Origin of the sequence: Bradyrhizobium sp. Arg816 (assembly GCF_029989365.1) — a bacterium.
GTDB lineage: Bacteria > Pseudomonadota > Alphaproteobacteria > Rhizobiales > Xanthobacteraceae > Bradyrhizobium.
The window spans coordinates 110,749-133,502 of the sequence record NZ_JAPRAQ010000012.1 but is presented as its reverse complement, the minus strand read 5'-3'; the positions used below and the strand labels follow the sequence as shown (position 1 = coordinate 133,502).

Below are 22,754 nucleotides of genomic sequence, written 5' to 3'. Positions count from 1 at the left end.
CCTGATCCTAGGGCGAGACGAAATTGTCGGTGGCGGTGGCGACCTCGCCGAGCCCGATGTCGGTGACGTGGAAACGAACGGGAACCGACTTCTCCGGATTGCTCTCCGCCGGTGCGGTGACCAGCAGGCGCAGCTCGCTGGTGGAGTCACGCGGGATCACGATCATCGGCCGGTCGGGCGTCACGGAATCGATGCCGACGACATGCGTGGTCAGGTTGGCCGGACCGTTGGCGTCGATCGCGATGACGCGGTCGTAGCCGCTCTTGTTCAGCAGCCGAACCGTATAGGCATTGCGGATCGAGCCGTCGCTGAGCTTGACCGCGACGGGATTACGGTCGTGCAACACGTTGACGTCGAGCAGGCTGCGGGTCGCGAGCGTGTAGATCATGATGCCGCCGACCGCCGCGATGATCGCGCTGTAGGCGACGGTGCGGGCCCGGACGATGCGGTAGACCGGCGCCTTGCCTTCCTGGCGGCGCTGGATGTTGATGTCGTTGTCGTAGCCGATCAGCCGCTTCGGCCGGCCGATCTTGGTCATGACGTTGTCGCAGGCATCGATGCAGAGCCCGCACTGGATGCATTCGAGCTGCGGCCCGTTGCGGATGTCGATGCCGGTCGGGCAGACCGCGACGCATTGATAGCAGTCGACGCAGTCGCCGACATGCTCGCCAAGCGCGCGCAGCTCGATCGCCTTCTTCACCGAGGTGCGCTTCTCGCCGCGGTCGTAGCGGTAGGTGACGTTGAGCGCCCATTCGTCGGTGAGCGCGGCCTGGATGCGCGGCCACGGGCACATATAGGTGCAGACCTGCTCGCGCATGTAGCCGGCGAGCACATAGGTCGTCGCCGTCAGGATGCCGATCCAGATATAGGCGATCATCGGCGCCTGGAAGGTGAGGAGCTCCTTCACCAGCGTCGGCGCGTCGTTGAAATAGAGCACCCAGGCGCCGCCGGTCCACCAGGCGATCAGAAGCCAGATCGAATGCTTGAGTGCGATCTCGGAGACGCGCTTCAGCGTCAGGCCGGACGACTTGTCTTTCTTCATCCGCTCGCGGCGATCGCCTTCGACGAACCTCTCGACGGCGTAGAACAGATCGGTCCACACCGTCTGCGGGCAGAGATAGCCGCACCAGATTCGGCCGCCGACCGAGTTCATCAGGAACAGCGCCACCGCGGCGACGATCAGCAGTCCGGTGAAGTAGTAGACCTCCTGCGGCCACAGCTCGATGAAGAAGAAGTAGAAGCGGCTGTTGGGAAGATCGATCAGCACCGCCTGGCTGGGAGCGCCGAGGCCGCGGTTCCAGCGCACGAACGGCAGGAAGTAGTAGACGCCGAGGCAGAACGCCATCAGGCCCCATTTGATCCGGCGGAACGTGCCGGAGACGCTCTGGGGATACACCTTCTTCTGGGCTACGTAGAGCGGCCCGTCGTCATCGTTCGATGTGAGGTCGTTCGGGTTCGCGGTCTTGTTCATCGCCAGGAAGCTTCTCGAAAAGGTGCGATTAAACCTAGACCCGACGCGAGCGCGTCAGTTGATCCAGCGCAAGCGGGGGCACTTTATGTTCGCCCCCACATGTCGCGAGCAGGCTATTTTCCGCCGCCCAGCGAGTGGACGTAGACCGCCATCGCCTTGATGGTGGCGGGGTCGAGCCGTCCTTCCCAGGCCGGCATCACGCCGGCGCGGCCCTGGCTGATGGTGTCGATCAGGCTCGCTTCGTCCGAGCCGTAGAGCCAGATCTTGTCGGTCAGGTTCGGGGCGCCCATCTCCGGGTTGCCCTTGCCGCCGTCCCCGTGGCAGGCGACGCAATTCTCCGCAAAAATCTTCTCGCCCTTGGCGGCATCAAAGCCGTTGCGGGTCGAGAGGCCCGACAGCGACCGCACGTAATTGGCGACCGTGACGATCTCGTCGCCCTTCAGCACGCCGTCCTTGCCGAAGGCGAGCATCTGCCCTTCATGCGCCTTGGCATGGCCGGAGCGCGCGCCGAACCGGATGGTCTGCATGATCTGGTCGAGCGTGCCGCCCCACAGCCAGTCGTCGTCGTTCAGGTTCGGAAAGCCCTTGGCGCCGGCGCCGCCCGAGCCGTGGCACGGCGCGCAATTGTCGCCGAACACGGTCTTGCCCTTGGCCCGCGCCAGCGCCAGCAAGGCCGGGTCCTTCTCGATGTCGGCGAGCGAAGCCGCGCCCAACGCCGCCATCTTGTCACCCCGGATCTTCTCGAGGTTGGCGAGCTCGACCGCGACGTCGGCGCGCGATGAATAGCCGAACAGGCCGGTGGTATTGCTGGAGATCAGCGGCCAGGCCGGATAGACGATCCAGTAGCCGATCGCCCAGACGATGGTGAGGTAGAATGAGATCACCCACCAGCGCGGCAGCGGCGTGTTGAGCTCCTTGATGCCGTCCCACTCATGTCCGGTCGTGGACTTGCCGGTGACGGAATCGATGTCGCCATGATGATCGGTCATGATCTCTTACTCCTCCCGCAACGGCAGGCGTGCCGCTTCGTCGAAAGCGGCCTTGTTGCGGGGCCATAATGCGTAGGCGATGATCGCGAGAAAGATCGCGACGAAGACCGGCGTCCAGATCGTGGTCACGAGACCAGACGCGAGATTGTCGAGTGTCAGGATGGCTTTCATCGTTGATGCCTTCTCAGCGAAGATTGGCTTTCTCGTTGTAGAGCTTGAAGTCGACCAGCGTGCCCAGCATCTGCAGATACGCGATCAGCGCATCCATCTCGGTCGGCGTGCCGGCCTTGCCGTCGAAATTGCGCACGACGGCCTTGGCGTAACGCTTGGTGAAGGCATCGCTTCCGGCATTGTCCGGATCGGCCTGGGCTTTCAGATCGGCGCCCGCGTTGGCGATCTGGTCGTCGGTGTAGGGCGTGCCGACGGCCTTGAGCGTCTTCATGTGGTCGGCGATCGTATCGGGATCGACCTCGGTCTGGCTCAGGAACGGATAGCCCGGCATCACCGACTGCGGCACGATCGCGCGCGGGTTGGTCAGATGGGTGACGTGCCAGTCGTCGGAATATTTGGCGCCGACGCGGGCGAGATCGGGACCGGTGCGCTTCGAGCCCCACTGGAACGGGTGGTCGTACATGCTCTCGGCGGCGAGCGAGAAGTGGCCGTAGCGCTCGACCTCGTCGCGCAAGGGGCGGATCATCTGCGAATGGCAGAGATAGCAGCCTTCGCGGACATAGACGTTGCGGCCCGCGAGCTCCAGCGGCGTGTAGGGCCTGACGCCGTCGACCGCCTCGATCGTGCTCTTGAGGTAGAACAGCGGCGTGATCTCGACGAGACCACCGATCGCGATCACCAGCAGAATGCCGACGATCAGGACGATCGAGTTCTTTTCGAAGATTTGGTGGCGTGTCCAGAACGACATGGAAGGCTCCTCATTCCGCCGGCTGAAGCGCGACGGGCATCTGGACTTCCTGTTCGCCGACGCGAACGGTCATCCAGAGATTGTAGGCCATGATCAGCGCGCCGATCAGGAACAGCCCACCGCCGGCGGCGCGGATGATGTAGAACGGATGCATCGCCTCGACGCTCTCGATGAAGGAATATTCGAGGAAGCCGAGCGAGGTGTAGGCGCGCCACATCAGGCCCTGCAGGATGCCGGACACCCACATCGCCGAGATGTAGAGAACGATCCCCAGCGTCGCGATCCAGAAGTGCCAGTTGACGAGCTTCAGGCTGTAGAGGCCCTTGCGATTCCACACCCACGGCACCATGCAGTAGAGCGCGCCGAAGGAGACGAAGCCGACCCAGCCGAGCGCGCCGGAATGCACGTGGCCGATGGTCCAGTCGGTGTAGTGGCTGAGCGAGTTCACCACCTTGATCGACATCATCGGGCCTTCGAAGGTCGACATGCCGTAGAAGGCGACGGAGACCACGAGCATGCGCAGCACGGGATCGGTGCGGAGCTTGTCCCAGGCGCCGGACAGCGTCATCAGGCCGTTGATCATGCCGCCCCAGGAGGGCATCCACAGCATGATCGAGAAGGTCATGCCGAGCGTCTGCGTCCAGTCGGGCAGCGCCGTGTAGTGCAGATGGTGCGGGCCGGCCCAGATGTAGAGGAAGATCAGCGCCCAGAAGTGGATGATCGACAGCCGGTAGGAATAGATCGGCCGCTCCGCGCGCTTCGGGATGAAGTAGTACATGATGGCGAGGAAGCCGGCGGTCAGGAAGAAGCCGACCGCGTTGTGGCCGTACCACCACTGGAACATGGCGTCCTGGATGCCACCCCAGGCGACGTAGGATTTTGAGCCGAACACCGAGACCGGCAGCGCGGGATTGTTGCCGAGATGCAGGACCGCGATCGTCACGATGAAGGCGAGATAGAACCAGTTCGCGACGAAGATGTGCGGCTCCTTGCGCTTGATGATCGTGGCAAGGAACACCAGCAGATAGGCGACCCAGACGATGGTGAGCCAGAGGTCGGCATACCATTCCGGCTCGGCATATTCCTTCGACTGGGTGACACCGAGCAGATAGCCGGTGCCGGCGATCAGGATGAAGAAGTTGTAGCCGATCACGACGAACCAGGGCGCGAGATCGCCCGCAAGGCGCACGCGGCAGGACTTCTGCACGACATAGAGCGACGTGCCGATCAGCACGTTGCCGCCGAAGGCGAAGATCACCGCGGAGGTGTGCAGCGGACGCAGCCGGCCGAAGCTGGTCCAGGGCAGATCGAAGTTCAGCGCGGGCCACGCCAGCTGCGAGGCGATGATGAGGCCGACGAGGAAGCCGGCAATGCCCCAGAACATCGCCATGACCGCGGTGAACTTGACCGGGCCCATGTTGTAGTTGGGGCGGCCGTTGATCTCCGCGGGCGGCAACTCCGCCGGGCGGTCGAAGTAGCGGTTGACGATGCCAAAGACCACAGCCACGCTCGCCGCCGCGCTGAGCGCGGCGTGGAAAGCGAACGGCGCGTCGAGCGCCTTGGCCGCGGCGATCACGCAGAGGAAGGCGGTGACCGCGAACACGACAGCCAGGCCGCTTTCACCTGCTGTCATCGATTTGGAGATGGAGGGCTGGGGCATCGCGGATTCTCTCTCGAAAGAACACGCCGCCAGAAACCACATTCACCCTCGCGGGGAATTGATTGAAATCAAGGTGTGCGTTTGAGTTCTAACTATCGGGCGGCCATTTTCCGGGAGGGGCCGTATTTCTGCGGAGCCGCCAGTTAAAGTGCCCTCTCCCCTTGCGGGAGAGGGCAGCGCGGACAGTGCGGCAGACTCACTAGGGTGAGGGGTATGCCTCTCCGAGTTCAGAATCGTAGGGCGGGCAAAGGCGCACTTGCGCCGTGCCCACGCTCTATTCAACACCGCGACTGAATGGTGGGCACGCTTCGCTTTGCCCACCCTACAAGAAAGGAGTCACTCCCTTGCCGTCGCCTTGAGCGCCTTGATGACGTCCTCGCGGGCGATGATTCCGACCAGCTTCTCGGCGCCGTCGAGCACGATGATGCTCCTGATGCGGTGCTCGACCATGACCTGGAGCACGCGCGTCAGCCGCGTGTCGGGGCTGACATAGATGAACTCGGGCGTCATGACGTCGCCGATCCTGCGGCTCATCAGGTCGTGATAGCGCGGCAGCATCTGGTTCGGCGAGAACGCGAAGCATTTCAGGATGTCGAACTTGGTGACGATGCCGACCACCTGCCCGTCGTCCTCGACCGGATAGGAGTTGAAATCATCACGCTCGAACATCTCGCTGAGCGCGAGCAGGTCGTGGTCGCGCCGCACCGTCGTGACGTTGCGCGTCATGTAGCTGTCGACGATCTCTTCAAGAAATTTATACACAGCGCGTCCTCCGATTTTCGTTTTGGCCCGCCCGCCGTCAGTGCGACAGCAGCACGCTGCGGGCGGATTGCGTGACCAGATATTCGGTGACGCCGCCGAGGATCAGCTCGCGAAAGCGCGAATGCCCATAGGCGCCCGCCACGATCAGGCCGGCGCCGAGGTCGCCAGCGACCTGCTCCAACTGCGCGGCAGCGGTTGCGTTCCGCACGACCTCCGAGACGCGTGCGCTCGCGGTGACGCCGTGACGGGCGAGCCAGGCGGCAACGTCGGTGACGCCGGCCATCACCGCCGAACGGTCGTCATCGCGCTCCGGGATTTCGACGATGGTGACGTCCCTCGCCTTGCGCAGCATCGGCAGCGCATCCGCTACCGCGCGCCGCGCCTCCGGCGTGTCCTTCCAGGCCACCAGCACGCTGCGCAGATCGAGCCAGTTGACCTTGTCGGGAACGACGAGAAGCGGGCGGCCGGCCTGCATCACCAGGTCCTTGGGGCTCGCGAGCGCGAACGCATCGGAGAAGGCCGGGCTGTGGCCGCCGCTGACGATGATATCGGCACATCGTGCCTGCGCCAGCACAAAACGGGTCGGAAAATCCATGGCGCCGCGCCACTCCACGCGGCCGCCGCGCGCTTTGGTGGCGGCGCGGAACTGCGCCTCCAGATCAGCAAGGCGCTTCCTGATGGAGGCTTCCTCCTGATCGATCAGGCTCTGGGCTTCAGCGCCGTCGGTGAAATAGAGCGGCGGCGCGAATTGCCCTGCGGCAACCCCGATAATGGCCGCCTCGAATCGCTCGGCGAGCTCACCCGCGACCTGAAGGCGCGCCTCGTTGGACTGATCGAGCGCCAGACTGACCATCACGGTCGCGTAAGTCATTGGGATTCTCCGCGCAGGCAATGAACTGACGCGAAATCTAGCCTCGCCGTGACGAGGCAGGATGAGGTAGATCAAATCGCCGGATGCGGCCTTGAGCGAAATCCGCCAATGGAATCAGACATCCGAACTTGCCTCGGGCCGGTCCATGGGCGAAATTGCGGTCATGTTCGCGGCACTACGCCCGCCGCGCGAAGATGGGAGTCATCGATTGTCGCCGACCCGCGTAACGCATCCGCCAGACGACAGTCGCGGCGAGCATTTCCGGGTCCGGATCGAGGGATTCGGCGTCGGCACCTGGGATCTCGACCTCACCACGCGCGAACTGGAGTGGTCGGAAACCGCGAGGATGCTGCTCGGCATCGAGCGGGGCCAGCCGGCGAGCTACGACCTCTTCCTGTCGCGCCTCGAGCCCGGCGACCGCGCGCGCGTCGAGAACGCGATCAAGCAGGTCTCCGAGCATGGCGGCGGCTTCGACGTCTCCTTCAGGATTTCCGCCAATTCCGGCCGCGGCAAATGGATCAGGGCCCGCGCCGGCTTGATCCGGGACGATTCCGGCTGCGCCCGCCATCTCAGCGGCATCTTCCTCGACATCGACGAGGAGAAGCAGGTCGAGGAAGCCCTGCGCACGCGCGAGACCCACCTCCGCTCGATCCTTCACACCATTCCCGACGCCATGATCGTCATCGACGGCCGCGGCATCATGCAACTGTTCAGCACCGCCGCCGAGCGCCTGTTCGGCTGGTCCGAGCAGGAGGCGATCGGCCAGAACGTCAGCATCCTGATGCCGGAGCCCGACCGCACCCGCCACGACAGCTACATCGCGCGCTATCGCAGCACCAACGACCCGCACATCATCGGCATCGGCCGCATCGTGACCGGCAAGCGCCGCGACGGCACGACCTTTCCGATGCACCTCTCGATCGGCGAGATGCAGTCCGGCGGCGAGCCCTATTTCACCGGCTTCGTCCGCGACCTCACCGAGCACCAGCAGACCCAGGCGCGGCTCCAGGAATTGCAGTCCGAGCTCGTCCACGTGTCGCGGCTGACCGCGATGGGCGAGATGGCCTCGGCGCTTGCCCACGAGATCAACCAGCCGCTGGCGGCGATCAGCAATTACATGAAGGGGTCGCGGCGGCTGCTGGCCGGCAGCACCGATCCCAACACGCCAAAGATCGAAAGTGCGATGGATCGCGCCGCGGAGCAGGCCTTGCGCGCCGGCCAGATCATCCGCCGCCTGCGCGACTTCGTCTCCCGCGGCGAGTCCGAGAAGCGGGTCGAGAGCCTGTCCAAGCTGATCGAGGAAGCCGGCGCGCTCGGACTTGCCGGCGCGCGCGAGCAGAACGTGCAGCTCCGCTTCAGCCTCAATCCCGACGCCGATCTCGTGCTCGCCGACCGCGTACAGATCCAGCAGGTGCTGGTCAATCTGTTCCGCAACGCGCTGGAAGCGATGGCGCAATCGCCTCAGCGCGAGCTCGTAGTCGCCAACACCCGCGTCGGTGACGACATGATCGAGGTCGAGGTGTCCGACACTGGCTCCGGCTTCCAGGGCGACGTCATTCCCAACCTGTTCCAGACTTTCTTCACCACCAAGGAAACCGGCATGGGCGTGGGACTCTCCATCAGCCGCTCGATCATCGAGGCTCACGGCGGACGCATGTGGGCCGAGAGCAACCCATCAGGCGGCGCGACATTCCGCTTCACTCTCCCGGCAGCCGATGAGAATTGATCCATGACGACCAAGGGACATGTCTACGTCATCGATGACGACGAGGCGATGCGGGACTCGCTGAACTTCCTGCTGGATTCCTCCGGCTTCGGCGTCACCCTGTTTGACGATGCGCAAGCCTTCCTCGATGTCCTGCCCGGCCTCGCCTTCGGCTGCGTCGTCTCGGACGTGCGCATGCCTGGAATCGACGGGATCGAGCTGTTGAAGCGGATGAAGGCGCAGCAGAGCCCGTTCCCGATCCTGATCATGACCGGTCATGGCGACGTGCCGCTCGCGGTCGAGGCGATGAAGTTGGGGGCGGTCGACTTTCTCGAGAAACCATTCGAGGACGACCGCCTCACCACCATGATCGAGACGGCGATCCGCCAGGCCGAGCCGGCGGCGAAGAACGAGGCGATCTCGCAGGACATCGCCGCCCGCGTCGCCTCCCTCAGCCCGCGCGAGCGCCAGGTGATGGAAGGGCTGATCGCGGGCCTCTCCAACAAGCTGATCGCCCGTGAATACGACATCAGCCCCCGCACCATCGAGGTCTACCGGGCCAACGTCATGACCAAGATGCAGGCCAACAGCCTCTCGGAGCTGGTCCGGCTGGCGATGCGCGCCGGGATGCTGAAGGATTGAGGCAAATCGGATTGAGGCAGGTCAAAATCATTCTGCCGGGCCGTGCTAGCCAGATGGGATGATCGAGATCGGCTCGCACCATCAGCGGCTTCCAATGACGTCATCCGCAAAGCCCACCGTCTACGTGGTCGACGATGATGCCGCTGTGCTGGGATCCCTGCAATTCCTGCTGGAAACCGACGGCTTTGCCGTGCGGACCTTCAGGAATGCCACGGCCCTGCTGAATGCCAGCGGCGCGCAGGGGGCGGACTGCTACGTGATCGACTACAAGATGCCCGACATCAACGGCATCGAGCTGGCCGGCCGATTGCGCCAGTCCGACGAGGGCACGCCCGTGATCCTGATCACCGGCTATCCCGACGGGAATATCTCGGCCCGGGCGGCAGCCGCAGGCGTCAAGGACGTGATTTTGAAGCCGCTTCTCGACGAAACCCTGGTCAAGTCCATCCGCCACGCCATCCAGGGCGGCCGCGGCAACTAGGGATGTTTCGTAGCCCGGATGGAGCGCAGCGCAATCCGGGATGACAAGCCACAGCGGCCCCGGATTTCGCTTCGCTCCATCCGGGCTACGCGTTCCCGTGACCTAAGGGATTCTACGTAAGGGCCCCCCCTTAAGATATCTCGCGAAATTTTCGAAGCGCGCGAACCCGCGTACCAAAGCGTCATCACAACGGAGATGGCGCAGATGCTGACCGAGACCCTCAACACCCAGGCGATCAACACGCAAGTTCGTGGCAAGATTGCTCCTGCCCATCCCGTCTCCGACCAGTTCGGCGCGATCGCCGGCCAAGTCGGCCTCGTCGCCACGGAGTTCTCCTACCGCAAGGACGAGGAAATCTACGGCGAGGACGAGCCGGCCGAATATGTCTACCAGGTCATCACCGGCGCGGTGCGCAGCTACAAGCTGCTCTCCGACGGCCGCCGCCAGATCGGCTCCTTCCATCTCCCCGGTGACGTGTTCGGCCTTGAATCCGGTCCCAGCCACCGCCTCGCCGCTGAAGCCATCATCGACACAACCGTGCGCCTGGTGAAGCGCGCGAGCCTGGAGAAGGCCGCCGGCACCGACGTGCAGGTCGCCCGCAAGCTCTGGGCCATGACCGCCGGCGAACTACGTCACGCCGAAGACCACATGCTGCTGCTGGGACGCAAGACTGCGATGGAGCGCGTCGCAACCTTCCTGCTCGAGATGGACCGCCGCCTTGCGGTAGCCGGCATGATGGCACTGCCGATGTGCCGCCGCGACATCGGCGACTATCTCGGCCTGACGCTGGAGACCGTTTCGCGCGCGCTGTCGCAGCTTCACGCCCAAGGCATTTTGGGATTTTCCGGCGCCCGCCAGATCGTGCTGCGCAACCGTCAGCGCCTGCACAATCTCGACGCCTGATCGCTTTTCCCTCCCCACGCACTTGGCCGGCTGTTCAGCCGGCCATTTTCTTTGGCGCGATCATGCCGGTGCGCCGGGTTTCCGGCATCACGAAGAGGATCAGCAAAAGCCCGGTCGCGGCGACGCCGGACAGCCCGATGAAGGCGGTGGCATTGCCGAACTTGTCGCTGACATAGCCGCCAAGCGCCGTGCTCAAGGACGCCCCGATGCCGGTCGCGGTCCCGACAATGCCTTGCGCCAGATTGAAATGGCCACTGCCGAAGGCGACGTCAGCCACGATCAGCGGGATCATCACCGCAAACACCGCCGCCGTGATGCCGTCGAACACCTGCACCGCGACCAGCAGATAAGGATCGCGCACGGTCGCAAACAGAAGGCCCCGGATCGTCAGCGCGGCGAACCCGATCAACAACAACGGCCGCCTGCCCCAGAGCTGCGCCTTGCGCCCGACCGTCGGTGACAACAGCGCAACAATCGCCTGTGGCACGACGATGCAGAAGGCGACGAGCACCGTCGCCCACTGGCTCGACCGCGCCGTCACCGCGCTCGCCATCAGCGGCATCATCGCGGCGTTCGCCAATTGCAGCAGCAGTACGCTCAGCGCGAAGACGATCAGCGGGCGCTGCCGGATCAGGTGCCAGATATTGGTGTCGCCTGGAACCGGCGCCTCGCGCGGCATCTCGCCGTGACAGCGCGCGATGTCCACTTCCTCCTCGCGGATGCGCGACAGCGCGATCAGGGTCGGAATCGCCAGCAGGAAGGTGACCAGGAACACAGAGCGGCTCGACAGGAGATAGCCGGCCGTGCCCATCACGGCGGCGGCGACGCCGTTGCCGAGGGACGCAAAGCGCGCATTGCGGCCGAGCCGTTCGCCGATCGCAAGCGGACCGACGAGGCCGAGGCTGATCGCCGCGATCGCCGGCCCCAGCACGCAGCTCGCCGCCGCATGCAGCGTGGCCGCAGCCACCACCACAGGGAAGATCGGCATCGCCGCATAGGCGAGCGCGCAAAAGCCGATGGTCGCGATCGCGAGGGCTGCGACCAGCCGCTCGGACTTCGCGGCATCGATGATCGCGCCACCCGGCATCTGCCCGATCAGCGCGACGATGCCGCCGATCGACAGCACGAGGCCGATCTCGACCTGGGTCCATTTCTGCGTCGTGAGGTAGACCGCGATGAAGGGGCCGAACCCGGTCTGCACGTCGGCGAGGAAGAAGATGAACCAGTCGAGGCCGCGCAGGCTCTGGCGCGACGGCGCCGGAAGGCCTGCAGGCGGCGGCGCGGCAACGTTGTACCGTTCAACGCGGCTATCGCGATCTGCGTGGTTCGGCTTCCTCGACAACAGCACCGGCGGCCATTCCTCCCCGTGCCTCACTGAATCGCTTGCAGCGGCTGCAGGCTGCCGGACGCGCCGAGCACCACCATCGGCGTGTCTTCCTTGTATTCCGGCGCGGCTGCGACCTGCGCCTTGGTCAATTCCAGCGTGATGCTGTCCTTCTTGTTGGCAATCTTGCCGAACCGCATCGCGTTCCAGTCCACCACGATCTTGCGGCTGCCGACGCCGAGGAAGCCGCCGAAATCGATCACGGCGGCGCGCACATGGCCGGTGCGGTCGACGATGATGTCGACAATGCGGCCCATGTCCTCGTCGGCTGCGCTGCGCACGTCACGGCCGAGCACGCCATGGGCGTCACTCGCACCGATGATGGTCACGGACGGCGGCGGCGCGGCGTCCTTCGGCGTGACCGGCACGGTGGAAGCCGGCGGCTGCACCGTGGCCGGCGCGTTCGCTTCGCTGGGGGGCGTCGTTGGGCCCGCGGGCGGTTCCTCCGCGGCACGCGATGCGGCGACTGTCAATCCCGCGACGATCGCCACGCTCAGAACCAACCATCCGGCGATACGCATGAACCCTCCTCCCGGCACGCCGCTAGCGTGCCAGCACGATCGAGACCTGGATCTGGCCGCGCGTGCGCAAGACCTCGAGCGCGACGTCGTCGCCGTGACGGCTGACGCGCAGATCCACGCTGGAATTGCCCAGGCGCAGATCGCGCAGGATCACCTCGTTCAGGAACGCCGGCAGATGCGGATTGCGCAGGCGAATCTCGCCGCGCGCGACGTCGAACTCGATGCCGAGCGCGGCCTCCAGCAGCGTGAATGGCGTCGCGCTGGCCCAGGCCTGCGGCGCGCAGGCGACCGGATAGAGCGTCGGGCCCCGCCGCTTCTCGCGCCGGAAGCCGCAGAACAATTCGGGCAGCCGCCGCAGGTCCATGTAGGTCGCCGCGTCGAACAGGCCCTTGAAGACATGCGCCACCGAATGCTTGAGCCCGTAGCGCGCGAGCCCGAGCGCGATCAGCGCATTGTCGTGCGGCCAGATCGAGCCGTCATGATAGGACATCGGATTGTAGCGCACCTCGCCGACAGCGACCGTGCGGATGCCCCAGCCCGAGAAGAAGTGTGGCGCCATCAGATCGGCGGCGACGAGACGTGCGCGGTCCTCGCGGATCATGCCGCTGAACAGCACCTGCCCGGCATTGGATGTCCGCACCTTGCAGGGCCGCTTCCTGCCGTCGAGCGCGAGCGCATAGGTGCCGAGTTCCTCGCACCAGAATGCCTTCTCGAACCGCTCGGCCAGCGCCTTGGCCTCGGCCTCGAGCTTTTTGGCGAGGTCCGGCTTGCCGAGCCGCAACGCGCAACGTGCGGCGAGCTGCTTGGCGGCAAAGACGTAACCCTGCACCTCGGCAAGGGCGAGATTGCCTTCCGCAAGCTGGCCATCGGCATGGAAGATCGCGTCATACGAGTCCTTCCAGCCCTGGTTGGCGAGGCCCTTTTCGGTGGCGCGCTGGTATTCGACGAAGCCGTCTTTGTCGGGGTCGCCGGGGCCGTCGATCCAGGCCAGCCCCGCCTCGATCGCCGGCCACAGCTCGGTCAATGTCTTCTCGTCGCCGGTGCGCTCGAAATAGCTTCCGGCGAGCAGCACGAACAAAGCGGTTGAATCCACGCTGCCGTAATATTGCGCGAACGGCACCTCGCGGAGCGCAGCCATCTCGCCGCCACGCATCTCGTGCAGGATTTTTCCAGGCGCCGCATCGTTCAGCGGATCGACCGCCTCTGCCTGAAAATGCGCGAGCCGCCGCAGCACGCCCTTCGCGACCCGCGGATCGATCCAGAGCATCTGGAGCGCGGTGATCAGGCCGTCGCGGCCGAACGTCGTCGAGTACCAGGGAATGCCGGCATAGGGGTAACGCCCCTGCGGCGTCTCCGTCATCAGCATGTTGAGGTCGGCCATGGCCTGGCACAGCACCTCGTTGAAGATGTTGTTCGACGTCTCGATGCTGGCCATGCCCGTCGTCGACTGGCGCATCTCGCGGCGATGGGCGAGCAGGCCCCTGAAAAAGCGCGCGGGCTTCTCCGCGATCGGCCGATTGCAGGACACCGCCACGAACAGGGATTTCGACTGATGCGGGTCCAGGTCGAGCTGCCAGGTCGCGGCATTCACCGACAGCCGCGTCGGACGCGGGTCGAAATGCAGGCCGGTGGTACGCTGGGCATCGTCAAGGCCGCGATAGTGGAACAGCACGTCGGTCGGCCCGAGCAACTTGCTGGTGCCGGTCCCGCGGTGCGGGCGCCGCTCGCCACGCACCTCGAACAGGTCGGCAAAATCGTTGTCGAACAGCAGCGTCAGCTCCAGGCTGGCGCGACGGTCGCCATGGTTCTGCACGCCGATGCGCTGATAGGCCGTGCCGCGCCACAGGAAGATCGTGCGCACGATGTGCAGCAGGTCCTTCTGCAGCACGATGCGGCCCTGCCGATAGATATCGGGATTGGTGAGATCGACGGTCAGGGCCGAATTGTCGTCGCGCAGATTCGAGCCGAGCAGCAACGGCTGGAGATCGTCGAGCACGAGCTCCAGCCGCGCCAGATAGCGCGTGTCGCAGTTGAACAGGCCGTCCGGCCCGCCGGCGGAAGCGCCGATGTCGCCATGGCTGTCCAGCACGATGAAGGTGTCGTCGTGCTTCAGCGACCGACGGGGCCGCGCGGCGGGCCCCGTCATCGGAATGTAGAACGCCTGCTCCGCGACGGCCTCCTCCGTCTGCGATGCCGAGACGATCTGGGTTACGGCTTCGGCTGCCATGAGCTGCTCCCCTGCGGCCAGTTTTTCGAACGCGACCAACGCAAACGCAACTGTTGGACTTACGCGGCGAACTTCGCCAGCCGGCTCATCTCCTGCGTCACCAGCTCACGGTAGGGGCCGTGGCCCTGCATCAGGCGGTCGGGCGCGCCGTCCTCGATGATCTTGCCATTCTTCAGCACCAGGACGCGATCGAAATTTCGCAGCGTCGCCAGCCGGTGCGCGATCGCGATCACGGTGCGGCCGCGCATCAGGCGCGACAGCGCCTCGCGGATCGCCTCCTCGGATTCGCTGTCGAGCGCGGCGGTCGCTTCGTCCAGCAGCAGGATCGGCGCGTCCTTCAGGAAGGCCCGCGCGATCGCGATGCGCTGGCGCTGGCCGCCGGACATCTTGACACCGCGGTCGCCGACCATCGTGTCGAGACCTTCCGGCAGGCTGTCGATGAAATCGCAGCGCGCCGCGATCGCCGCGCGCAGCACCTCGTCGTCGGTCGCGTTCGGACGGCCGTAGCGGATGTTCTCGCGGATGGAGCGGTGGAATAGCGAGATATCCTGCGGCACGACCGAGATGGCCTCACGCAGGCTCAGCTGGGTCACCTTGGAAATATCCTGCCCGTCGATGGTCACGCTGCCTTCATCGACATCGTAGAACCGCTGCAGCAACGTGAACAGGGTGGATTTCCCCCCGCCCGACTGGCCGACCAGACCGACGCGCTGGCCGGGCTGAAGCCGCAGGCTGAACCGTTCAAAGATCTTGTCGCCGCCGGGATAGCCGAAGGTGACGTTGTTGTACGCGATCGCGGCGCCGCTCTTCATCAGCGGCTCAGCCTCGGGATGATCGCGCAATTCATGCGGCACGAGCAAGGTCGCGATCGCCTCGGTCAGGCGCGCGACGTGCTGGGTGACATCGACCAGCGCCACCGCGAGGTCGCGCGTCGCGTTGAGAATGGAGAGGCCGAGCGTACAGACCAGCACGACATCGCCGGTGGTCGCCTCGCCCTGCTGCCAGAGCGTGATCGCCCAGGCCATCAGCGCCACCGTCAGGACCACCGTCACACCGGCATGCGTGAGCCGCAGCTTTTCCAGATAACGCAGGCTACGGCCACGCGCGGTCAGTTCCCGGTTCACCGTCGCGTCGAAGCGCTCATGCTCATGACCGATGCCGCAGAAGGCGCGGACCAGCGGCATGTTGCTGATGACGTCGATCATCTCGCCGTCGACGACGGCAGCCTTGTCGGCGAAGTCGTCATGCAGCGGCTTGCCGGCTGCAGCCAGATGGAACATCGCTATCACCATACCGCCCGCGACCACGATCAGGCCGAGTGCCATATAGGGACTGACGGTTCCAATCAGACCGATGGCCGCAAGTGTGGCGATGCACGGCGGCAACACATTCCAGACGAACATGTTCTCGACCGTGAACACCGCGTTCGAGGTCGCGGTGATACGGCTCGTGAGCATGCCCGGCATGCGATCCGAGAAATAGCTCGGCGCGTGTCCGGTCAGATGACGAAATATGTCACGACGCAAATCGCCCGTGACACGAACGAAGGTGAAGCTCGCGGTCCAGCTCGCGATCCGCCACAGGAAATTGTCGGCCGCAATCAGCGACATGAGTAAAATGAATGCCAGCCATACGCTGCCACCGTGCGAAGTTCCCGCGGACAGGCTGTCGACCAGGGATTTGACGCCGTATTGCGTGCCCACAGAACAGGCAACGGCTGCAACAACAGCGGTCAGGATCACGAGATGCGATGCCGGCCGTCGCCGCAGATAGCGCAAGACAAAGGCAAATGGCCTGCGCGCGTAACCAGAAAGATGATCCATGTGACTGCGACCCCGTCGTATTGATTTCGATTTTTCTATTAGCGGATTGAACATCGACCGCTTCGCCTCGGTTCCGGGCCAGGCCATCACGACATGCGGATGCGGACGATGTGAGAAGAGGAGATGGCAGCATCGCGGCCGACTGAAGTGTGTCGAAGAAGTAACGTTCGTTGAAGGAACTTCGCAATTGCGAGAACGTTCCCTCGACTGGCATGCCGGTGGCGAGACACGGCGGGGGTTTAACTTCCATGATCACAGAGGAGATGGCGAGATGCGCATCGCGCAGGTAGCTCCGTTGACGGAGGCTGTTCCACCCAAGCTGTATGGCGGTACCGAGCGGGTGGTGCACTGGTTGACGGAGGAATTGGTTGCCCTTGGACACGATGTGACCCTGTTCGCCAGCGGTGACTCGCAGACGTCGGCGAAGCTGGACGCATTATGGCCGCGGGCGCTTCGTCTCGACGGTTCCGTGCGCGATCCCAACGCGCTGCATATGGTGCTCCTGGAGCGCGTGCGGCAAAAATGTGACGACGAGGAGTTCGATTTCCTCCACTTCCATCTCGATTACTATCCGTGGTCCCTGTTCCACCGGCAGCCGACCCCGTTCCTGACCACGCTGCACGGCCGGCTCGACCTGCCGGAGCATCAGCCTGTGTTCAACACCTTCTCCGAGATGCCTGTCATCTCGATCTCGAACGCACAACGCAGGCCGGTGCCGCAGGCGAATTGGGTGACGACCATCCACCACGGCCTGCCGGAGAACTTGCTGACGCCGAAGCCGGCGAAGCAGGAATATCTCGCCGTGCTCGGCCGCATCGCGCCCGAGAAGGGTGTCGACCGCGCCATCAAGATCGCGATGCATTGCGGCATCCCGCTGAAGATCGCGGCCAAGGTCGATCGCGCCGACCAGGACTATTACGACGAGCTGATCAAGCCGATGATCCATAACAATCCGCTGGTCGACTTCATCGGCGAGATCAGTGACCACGAGAAATCGGACTTCCTGAGCGGCGCGCTCGGCCTCCTGCTGCCGATCGACTGGCCGGAGCCATTCGGCCTCGTGATGATCGAAGCCATGGCCTGCGGCACGCCGGTCGTCGCGTTCAATCGCGGCTCGGTGCCCGAGATCATCGACGAGGGCCTCACCGGCTTCGTGGTCGAGGACATCATCAGCGCCGCCGGCGTCGTCAAGCGCCTGCCGCAACTCGATCGCGCGGCGATCCGCAAGCAGTTCGAGACGCGCTTCACGGCGCGGCGGATGGCGCTGGATTATCTCGCGGCCTATCGCAGCCTGACGGAAGCGCAGGCGCCGCGGATCAAGCTGGTCAGCAGCGCGGAGTAAGGGCCGCTTTCACCTCACGATACACTGTCATGCCCCGGCTTGACCGGGGCATCCAGTACTCCGCGGCTTCTCGGCTCAAGCACTGCGGTCTCTTGGATACTGGATCGCCCGGTCAAGCCGGGCGATGACAGCGAGGGTGCGGAGGGCGATGCCAGCGAGAACGAGGCGAGCGGCGCCTTACGTCACCACTGCTCTCTTCGGCTCCACGATCTCGAACATCCTTGGAAACTCGTCCATCAGGCCCATCAGCTCGGCAAGCCGCATCGGGTTGCCCGTGAGCTTGATCTTGCCGGCGGCGACCGCTTCCGGAAAGCTCGTCAGTTTCGCGATGACTTCATCGAGCGTTGCGCGCGCGAGCGTGAAGCTCGCGTCCGCATTCTCCGCCTGCACGCCTTCGGTATAGGTCAGCGCAGAGTTTTCCAAATTGAGCGCGAATATCTCGCCGGTATCGGAAAAGCTCCAGTTCAGCACGATGTGCTTGCCCTCGGCCTTGGGGCCGTTGAGCCGAATGCCGAGCACGTCCCAGAGCTGCTCGGTGCGTAGCGCCGCCAGCGTCTCGCGCGGCATCGGCGGACGCGGTGGGGTCTTGGGCATGCCCTGACGCAGCTCCTGCGCGCCGAACAGATAGGCGTTGCGCCAGGTCGAGCTCTCGGCGGCATAACCGAGCTGCTCGAGCGTATCCGCGAGCAACGCACGCGCCGCTTCATTCTCCGGCTCCGCGAAGACGAGATGCCCGAGCGCCTGCGCGACAAAGCGAAACTCGCCTTTGTCGAAGTCCTTGCGTGCGCGCGCGAGGATGGCCTCAGCGCCACCCATGTACTCGACATACTTCTTGCCGGACTCGACCGGCGGCAGCGGATCGAGATTGACCGGATTGGCATCGTACCAGCCGAGATATTTCTGGTAGATCGCCTTCACGTTATGCCGGATATGGCCGTAATAGCCGCGGCCATGCCAGGCGCCCTCCAGGCTCTTCGGCAACTGGATCGTCTCGGCGATCTCGGCGGCGGTGAGGCCGTGGTTCATCAGGCGGATGGTCTGGTCATGCGCGAACTTGTAGAGATCGCGCTGCTGCCGGATCATCGTGCCGATGCGCTCGCGGCCCCACACCGGCCAGTGATGCTGCCCGCACATCGCCTCCGCCTTGCCGTCCCAGAGCCGCAAGGCCTCATTGAGGTACTTCGACCAGGCCAGCGCATCGCGCACATCGGCGCCGCGGAACGGCAGCAGATTGTGGAAATTGTGGGTGCAGTTCTCCGCGAGGTTCAACAGTCTGTAACGCGGGATGAAGAAGTGCATCTCCGCCGGAGCTTCGCTGTTCGGCGCCATCTGGAATTCGAATTCGACGCCGTCGATCACGCGCCTGTCGCCGGTCGCCATGATCAGATCGGTCGGCCGCATCAGCGCGACCGATCCCGCCGCCATCGACTTGCCGAGGCCGCAATCGACCTGCCCTCGCGCCCCCTTGGCGAGGAACGGGCCGAACTGGTACTGCGCCCGGCGCAGCATCGCCGGCCCCGCGATGATGTTCTCGGAGACGGCGTGCTCCATGAACAGGCTCGGCGCGATGATGGGCACGCGCCCGGTCGCCAGCGCATCCTCCTCCAGCACACCGCGCGCGCCACCCCAATGGTCGGTATGGGTGTGGGTGAAAATGACGGCGGCGACCGGCTTCTGGCCACGATGCCTGTAATAGAGATCGAGCGCGGCACGTGCGCCCTCGATCGACGTCAGCGTGTCCACGACGATGACGCCGCTGTCGCCCTCGATCAGCGTCATGTTGGCGATGTCGAGCCCGCGCACCTGGTAGACGCCGGGCACGACCTCGAACAGCCCGTGCTGCATGTTGAGCCGCGACTGCCGCCACAGGCTCGGATTGACGGTCGGCGGCGCCTGCTCGGACGACAGGAAACCGTAGGGCTTCAGGCTCCAGACCATCCGCCCCTGCGGGTTGGTGATCTCCGCGTTCTCGATCGTGCCGAGGAAGCCGCGCGCGGCATCGTCGAAATCCCGCGTGTCGGAAAACGGCAGCGCATTCAGCATCGCCGTTTGCTGCGCGATGACGGAGGGTGTTGCGTCCTTCGGCTCGCTGCTGATTTCGGTCATGTTTGTTTCCTCCCGGCTCGTTGCGGTCATCTAACCGCATCTCGCGCGTGATTGCCATCGCTGGTGGAGGAGGAATGCGTAGCCCGGAAGGAGCGAAGCGCAATCCGGGAATCGTGCCATAATCGAGCCGGCCCCGGATTGCGCTTCGCTCCATCCGGGCTACGACTCCGCTCGCAAGAGGGTGCACCGTCTACGCGGCGAGCCCTTTGGTGGAAGGTACGATCTTATCCGCCATCCGCAACTCCCGCGCCAGCACATAGCCGCCGCGTTCCTGCTTGGCCCGATAAAGCGCCTTGTCGGAGCGCGACAGCAGCGCCTCCGCGGTGCGCCCATCGTCCGGCGCGACGGCGACCCCGATGCTGACGCCGAGCTCGATCATTTGTCCATCGATATCATAGGCCGCGCTGATCGACTGCACGATGCGCTGCGCCATCGCTTCCGCATCAGCCGCCGCGCGCTGCACCAGGACGAACTCGTCGCCGCCCATCCGGACCACGAGGTCATCCTGCGCGGCGAGCACCTTAAGCCGCCCGGCGACCTGCTTCAGCAATGCGTCACCGACGGGATGGCCGAACCGGTCGTTCGCCTCCTTGAAGCGGTCGAGATCGAGCGTATGGACGGCAATCATCCCGGCCGCCAGCATCTGCGGCAGGTCCGTGGCCAGCACCGAACGATTGGACACGCCGGTCATCGGGTCCAAGCGCGACAGCTGCTCGAACTGCCGCTTCAGCGTGATCTGGTTGATCGAGGCGTTGAAGCTCAGCCGCACCATCTCGAAACTGGCGGCTACATACATCAGGATGAGGAGCCCGAGCCCGACGTGGCGCAGATCGGGCTGCATGAAGGTCACGATCGCAGCAGGCGCTGCGATTGCGACGAGATCGAGCAGCGCCGCGACCGGACGCAGCGCCAGCCGCGCCACCACGCCGGCGCCAAAGCCGAAGCCGATGCCGATCGCCATCACGGAGCAGAGCGCATCACCCAGCACGATGCTGCGCGCGGCAAAGACGCCAAGCACGAGCGCCGTTACAACGGTGCCGGCTATGTAACGCCGCGCCCAGATCACGGCCTCGGCCCGAGCGAACTGCGGTGGACGCGCGAGGCGACGCCGGAATGCGACAATTTCGAACAGACGGACGATGGCCACCACGACACCAGCGACCGTCAGGGCCGCCGTCACCTTATCACCGGTCTCATAGGTCGTGATCGCGCCGACCATCGCCAGGCAGGCGGCCGCAAGAATGTTGGGCACCGTCGTGCCGTGAAGGCCCGTGATGACTTCCATATAGACGGCGTCGGAAATCGACGCCCGTCCGGATTCCATTCTGTTGAAGAACATGCCAGCCCCACCCGCTGACATGGTTCTACCGCAAATCCGTAAAATCGGTTCCCAGCGCAGCGATGGCATTTGAGCGTGCGGGTTTACCGCGCGTTAGCCATGTCTGGCCGAGATAGGCTAGTGCATCCCGAGCACCCGCGGCAGCCACAGCGTCAAATCGGGCCAGTAGGTCACGATCACGAGGAAGCCGAGCATGGTGATCAACCACGGCATCACCGCGACCGCGAGATCTGTGATCCGCATTCGCGCGATCATCGAGGCGACGTAGAGGTTCAAGCCGACAGGCGGATGGCAGAGGCCGACCTCCATGTTGACGTCCATCACGATGCCGAAATGCACGAGGTCGATGCCGAGCTTCTTGGCCGCCGGCGCCAGGATCGGCGCCATGATCAGGATGATCGAGTTCGGCTCCATGAAGTTGCCGGCGAGCAGCAGGAGGATGTTGACGACCAGCAGGAAGCCGACCCAGCCGAGATTCTGTGCCGCGATCCAGTCGGCCAAGGTCGCCGGTAGGTTCTCGTTGGAGAGCACGAAGGAGAACAGCACCGCGTTGGTGACGATGTAGAGCAGCATCGCGCTGGTGTTGGCGGCGCGCAGCAGCACCCGCGGCACGTCCACGATCTTGATGGCCTTGTAGACGAACACCGCGATGATGAAGGAGTAGACCGCAGCCATCGCGGCCGCCTCGGTGGCGGTGAACAGGCCGCTATAGATGCCGCCGATGATGATGACGACCAGCATCAATCCCCAGATGCTCTCGCGGAAGGTGCGCACCGTCTCGCCCCAGGTCGCCTTCGGCAGCCGTGGATAATCGCGCTTGCGGGCGAGCCACCAGGTGACGATGCAGAGCATGGTCGTCAGCAGAATGCCCGGCAGCAGGCCCGCGACGAACAGCGCGCCGATCGAGGTGTTGGTGGAGACCGCGTAGACGATCTTCGGAATCGAGGGCAACATCAGGATGCCGAGTGAGCCGGCAACGGTGATGATGCCGGCGCCGAAGCGCATCGGATAGCCGTGCCGCACCATCTCCGGCAGCACGATGGCGCCGATCGCGGCGACGGTGGCGACGCTCGAGCCGCACACCAGCGCGAACATCGCGCAGGCGACGATGCCGGCAAGGCCGAGGCCACCGTGCCAGTGGCCGATCAGCGAGGTCGCGAAATTGATCATGCGGCGCGCGACACCGCCATGGGTGAGGAAATTGCCGGCGAGGATGAAGAACGGGATCGCCATGATCTCGAACCCCTCGATGCCGGTGAAGAGCTTCATCGAGACCGCTTCGATCGGCACCGTGGTCAGCGTGAACAGGAACGTCATCACGGTGAGGCCGAGCGCGATCGAGACCGGGATGCCGGTCAGCATCAGCGCGATCAGCAGCGCGAACACGGTCGCCGCACGCATCCAGTGCGGCAGCACCACCACGCCGAACTTCTCGGCGAGACACATCGCGAAGATCAGGATCGGCGCCATGATCAGGATCACGCCGAGCGGCGACACTTTTCGCGCAGCGGCCCTGGTCGCCGCGCCGGCGGGCTGGGGATGCAGCGCCGGCGAGACGTCGGCCTCCACGCCCTCGACATGGCTCTCGTCGTGATGCGGCAGATGGCCG

19 protein-coding genes are annotated in these 22,754 nt (G+C 64.7%); 5 read left to right on the top strand and 14 right to left on the bottom strand.

What is annotated here, in order from left to right; all coding sequences use genetic code 11:
• Positions 1–7 precede the first annotated feature (7 nt).
• From ccoG to OWC48_RS27360, 7 genes are all read right to left on the bottom strand, one after another.
• A complete protein-coding gene (ccoG, locus tag OWC48_RS27390) occupies positions 8–1,471 on the bottom strand; it encodes a cytochrome c oxidase accessory protein CcoG (protein WP_282522761.1) in 1,464 nt (487 codons plus the stop codon).
• A gap of 113 nt (positions 1,472–1,584) precedes the next feature.
• On the bottom strand, positions 1,585–2,460 hold the full coding sequence (gene ccoP, locus OWC48_RS27385; protein ID WP_282522760.1) for a cytochrome-c oxidase, cbb3-type subunit III: 876 nt from the start codon (positions 2,458–2,460) through the stop codon (positions 1,585–1,587).
• Between the two features lie 6 nt (positions 2,461–2,466).
• The gene (locus tag OWC48_RS27380; RefSeq protein WP_014497064.1) at positions 2,467–2,631 is read right to left on the bottom strand and encodes a CcoQ/FixQ family Cbb3-type cytochrome c oxidase assembly chaperone; all 165 of its coding nucleotides are present in this window, start codon (positions 2,629–2,631) and stop codon (positions 2,467–2,469) included.
• Positions 2,632–2,644: 13 nt separating this feature from the next.
• Positions 2,645–3,379, bottom strand: coding sequence for a cytochrome-c oxidase, cbb3-type subunit II (gene ccoO / locus OWC48_RS27375; RefSeq protein ID WP_282522759.1), 735 nt, complete (start codon positions 3,377–3,379; stop codon positions 2,645–2,647).
• A 10-nt stretch (positions 3,380–3,389) separates the two neighbouring features.
• The gene (ccoN, locus tag OWC48_RS27370) at positions 3,390–5,039 is read right to left on the bottom strand and encodes a cytochrome-c oxidase, cbb3-type subunit I (protein WP_282522758.1); all 1,650 of its coding nucleotides are present in this window, start codon (positions 5,037–5,039) and stop codon (positions 3,390–3,392) included.
• A 336-nt stretch (positions 5,040–5,375) separates the two neighbouring features.
• On the bottom strand, positions 5,376–5,801 hold the full coding sequence (locus OWC48_RS27365) for an HPP family protein (RefSeq protein WP_282522757.1): 426 nt from the start codon (positions 5,799–5,801) through the stop codon (positions 5,376–5,378).
• Positions 5,802–5,838: 37 nt separating this feature from the next.
• On the bottom strand, positions 5,839–6,672 hold the full coding sequence (locus tag OWC48_RS27360; RefSeq protein WP_282522756.1) for a universal stress protein: 834 nt from the start codon (positions 6,670–6,672) through the stop codon (positions 5,839–5,841).
• 208 nt (positions 6,673–6,880) lie between these two features.
• Here OWC48_RS27360 and fixL point away from each other — a divergent pair, with 208 nt between their 5' ends.
• The 4 genes from fixL (at position 6,881) to OWC48_RS27340 (ending at position 10,403) form a co-directional block, all read left to right on the top strand.
• The gene (gene fixL / locus OWC48_RS27355; RefSeq protein WP_282522755.1) at positions 6,881–8,398 is read left to right on the top strand and encodes a sensor protein FixL; all 1,518 of its coding nucleotides are present in this window, start codon (positions 6,881–6,883) and stop codon (positions 8,396–8,398) included.
• A 3-nt stretch (positions 8,399–8,401) separates the two neighbouring features.
• Entirely contained in the window at positions 8,402–9,019 is a 618-nt protein-coding gene (gene fixJ / locus OWC48_RS27350) for a response regulator FixJ (protein WP_028150099.1), read from the top strand.
• A gap of 58 nt (positions 9,020–9,077) precedes the next feature.
• A complete protein-coding gene (locus tag OWC48_RS27345; RefSeq protein WP_282522754.1) occupies positions 9,078–9,500 on the top strand; it encodes a response regulator in 423 nt (140 codons plus the stop codon).
• A 204-nt stretch (positions 9,501–9,704) separates the two neighbouring features.
• Entirely contained in the window at positions 9,705–10,403 is a 699-nt protein-coding gene (locus tag OWC48_RS27340; RefSeq protein WP_282522753.1) for a helix-turn-helix domain-containing protein, read from the top strand.
• A 34-nt stretch (positions 10,404–10,437) separates the two neighbouring features.
• Here OWC48_RS27340 and OWC48_RS27335 read toward each other — a convergent pair whose 3' ends face one another.
• The 4 genes from OWC48_RS27335 to OWC48_RS27320 are packed head-to-tail and all read right to left on the bottom strand — an operon-like array spanning position 10,438 to position 16,358.
• Positions 10,438–11,751: an MFS transporter gene (locus OWC48_RS27335; RefSeq protein WP_282522752.1), complete on the bottom strand. Its 1,314-nt coding sequence runs from the start codon at positions 11,749–11,751 to the stop codon at positions 10,438–10,440.
• A 23-nt stretch (positions 11,752–11,774) separates the two neighbouring features.
• A complete protein-coding gene (locus OWC48_RS27330; RefSeq protein WP_282522751.1) occupies positions 11,775–12,308 on the bottom strand; it encodes a PRC-barrel domain-containing protein in 534 nt (177 codons plus the stop codon).
• 22 nt (positions 12,309–12,330) lie between these two features.
• Positions 12,331–14,535 (bottom strand): amylo-alpha-1,6-glucosidase, encoded by a 2,205-nt coding sequence (locus OWC48_RS27325; protein WP_282522750.1) that lies wholly within the window; start codon positions 14,533–14,535, stop codon positions 12,331–12,333.
• Between the two features lie 59 nt (positions 14,536–14,594).
• Entirely contained in the window at positions 14,595–16,358 is a 1,764-nt protein-coding gene (locus OWC48_RS27320; RefSeq protein WP_282522749.1) for an ABC transporter ATP-binding protein, read from the bottom strand.
• Positions 16,359–16,629: 271 nt separating this feature from the next.
• On the opposite strand from OWC48_RS27320, the gene OWC48_RS27315 reads away from it, so the two are divergent.
• Positions 16,630–17,700: a glycosyltransferase family 4 protein gene (locus OWC48_RS27315; RefSeq protein WP_282522748.1), complete on the top strand. Its 1,071-nt coding sequence runs from the start codon at positions 16,630–16,632 to the stop codon at positions 17,698–17,700.
• A gap of 177 nt (positions 17,701–17,877) precedes the next feature.
• Here OWC48_RS27315 and OWC48_RS27310 read toward each other — a convergent pair whose 3' ends face one another.
• From OWC48_RS27310 to OWC48_RS46970, 3 genes are all read right to left on the bottom strand, one after another.
• Positions 17,878–19,806, bottom strand: coding sequence for an alkyl/aryl-sulfatase (locus OWC48_RS27310; protein ID WP_282522747.1), 1,929 nt, complete (start codon positions 19,804–19,806; stop codon positions 17,878–17,880).
• Positions 19,807–19,996: 190 nt separating this feature from the next.
• Positions 19,997–21,145, bottom strand: coding sequence for a GGDEF domain-containing protein (locus OWC48_RS27305; RefSeq protein WP_282522746.1), 1,149 nt, complete (start codon positions 21,143–21,145; stop codon positions 19,997–19,999).
• A gap of 117 nt (positions 21,146–21,262) precedes the next feature.
• Positions 21,263–22,546 (bottom strand): TRAP transporter large permease, encoded by a 1,284-nt coding sequence (locus OWC48_RS46970; RefSeq protein WP_306664507.1) that lies wholly within the window; start codon positions 22,544–22,546, stop codon positions 21,263–21,265.
• Between the last annotated feature and the right edge of the window lie 208 nt (positions 22,547–22,754).

What these genes read in the sequence shown, in the direction of transcription:
- ccoN (WP_282522758.1), bottom strand. Translation starts at nt 5,039, where the DNA reads ATGCCCCAGCCCTCCATCTCCAAATCGATGACAGCAGGTGAAAGCGGC.
- ccoG (WP_282522761.1), bottom strand. Translation starts at nt 1,471, where the DNA reads ATGAACAAGACCGCGAACCCGAACGACCTCACATCGAACGATGACGAC.
- OWC48_RS27360 (WP_282522756.1), bottom strand. Translation starts at nt 6,672, where the DNA reads ATGACTTACGCGACCGTGATGGTCAGTCTGGCGCTCGATCAGTCCAAC.
- OWC48_RS27305 (WP_282522746.1), bottom strand. Translation starts at nt 21,145, where the DNA reads ATGTTCTTCAACAGAATGGAATCCGGACGGGCGTCGATTTCCGACGCC.
- OWC48_RS27315 (WP_282522748.1), top strand. Translation starts at nt 16,630, where the DNA reads ATGCGCATCGCGCAGGTAGCTCCGTTGACGGAGGCTGTTCCACCCAAG.
- ccoP (WP_282522760.1), bottom strand. Translation starts at nt 2,460, where the DNA reads ATGACCGATCATCATGGCGACATCGATTCCGTCACCGGCAAGTCCACG.
- ccoO (WP_282522759.1), bottom strand. Translation starts at nt 3,379, where the DNA reads ATGTCGTTCTGGACACGCCACCAAATCTTCGAAAAGAACTCGATCGTC.
- OWC48_RS46970 (WP_306664507.1), bottom strand. Translation starts at nt 22,546, where the DNA reads ATGCGTGCGGCGACCGTGTTCGCGCTGCTGATCGCGCTGATGCTGACC.
- OWC48_RS27325 (WP_282522750.1), bottom strand. Translation starts at nt 14,535, where the DNA reads ATGGCAGCCGAAGCCGTAACCCAGATCGTCTCGGCATCGCAGACGGAG.
- OWC48_RS27345 (WP_282522754.1), top strand. Translation starts at nt 9,078, where the DNA reads ATGATCGAGATCGGCTCGCACCATCAGCGGCTTCCAATGACGTCATCC.
- OWC48_RS27340 (WP_282522753.1), top strand. Translation starts at nt 9,705, where the DNA reads ATGCTGACCGAGACCCTCAACACCCAGGCGATCAACACGCAAGTTCGT.
- OWC48_RS27320 (WP_282522749.1), bottom strand. Translation starts at nt 16,358, where the DNA reads ATGGATCATCTTTCTGGTTACGCGCGCAGGCCATTTGCCTTTGTCTTG.
- fixJ (WP_028150099.1), top strand. Translation starts at nt 8,402, where the DNA reads ATGACGACCAAGGGACATGTCTACGTCATCGATGACGACGAGGCGATG.
- OWC48_RS27310 (WP_282522747.1), bottom strand. Translation starts at nt 19,806, where the DNA reads ATGACCGAAATCAGCAGCGAGCCGAAGGACGCAACACCCTCCGTCATC.
- OWC48_RS27380 (WP_014497064.1), bottom strand. Translation starts at nt 2,631, where the DNA reads ATGAAAGCCATCCTGACACTCGACAATCTCGCGTCTGGTCTCGTGACC.
- OWC48_RS27330 (WP_282522751.1), bottom strand. Translation starts at nt 12,308, where the DNA reads ATGCGTATCGCCGGATGGTTGGTTCTGAGCGTGGCGATCGTCGCGGGA.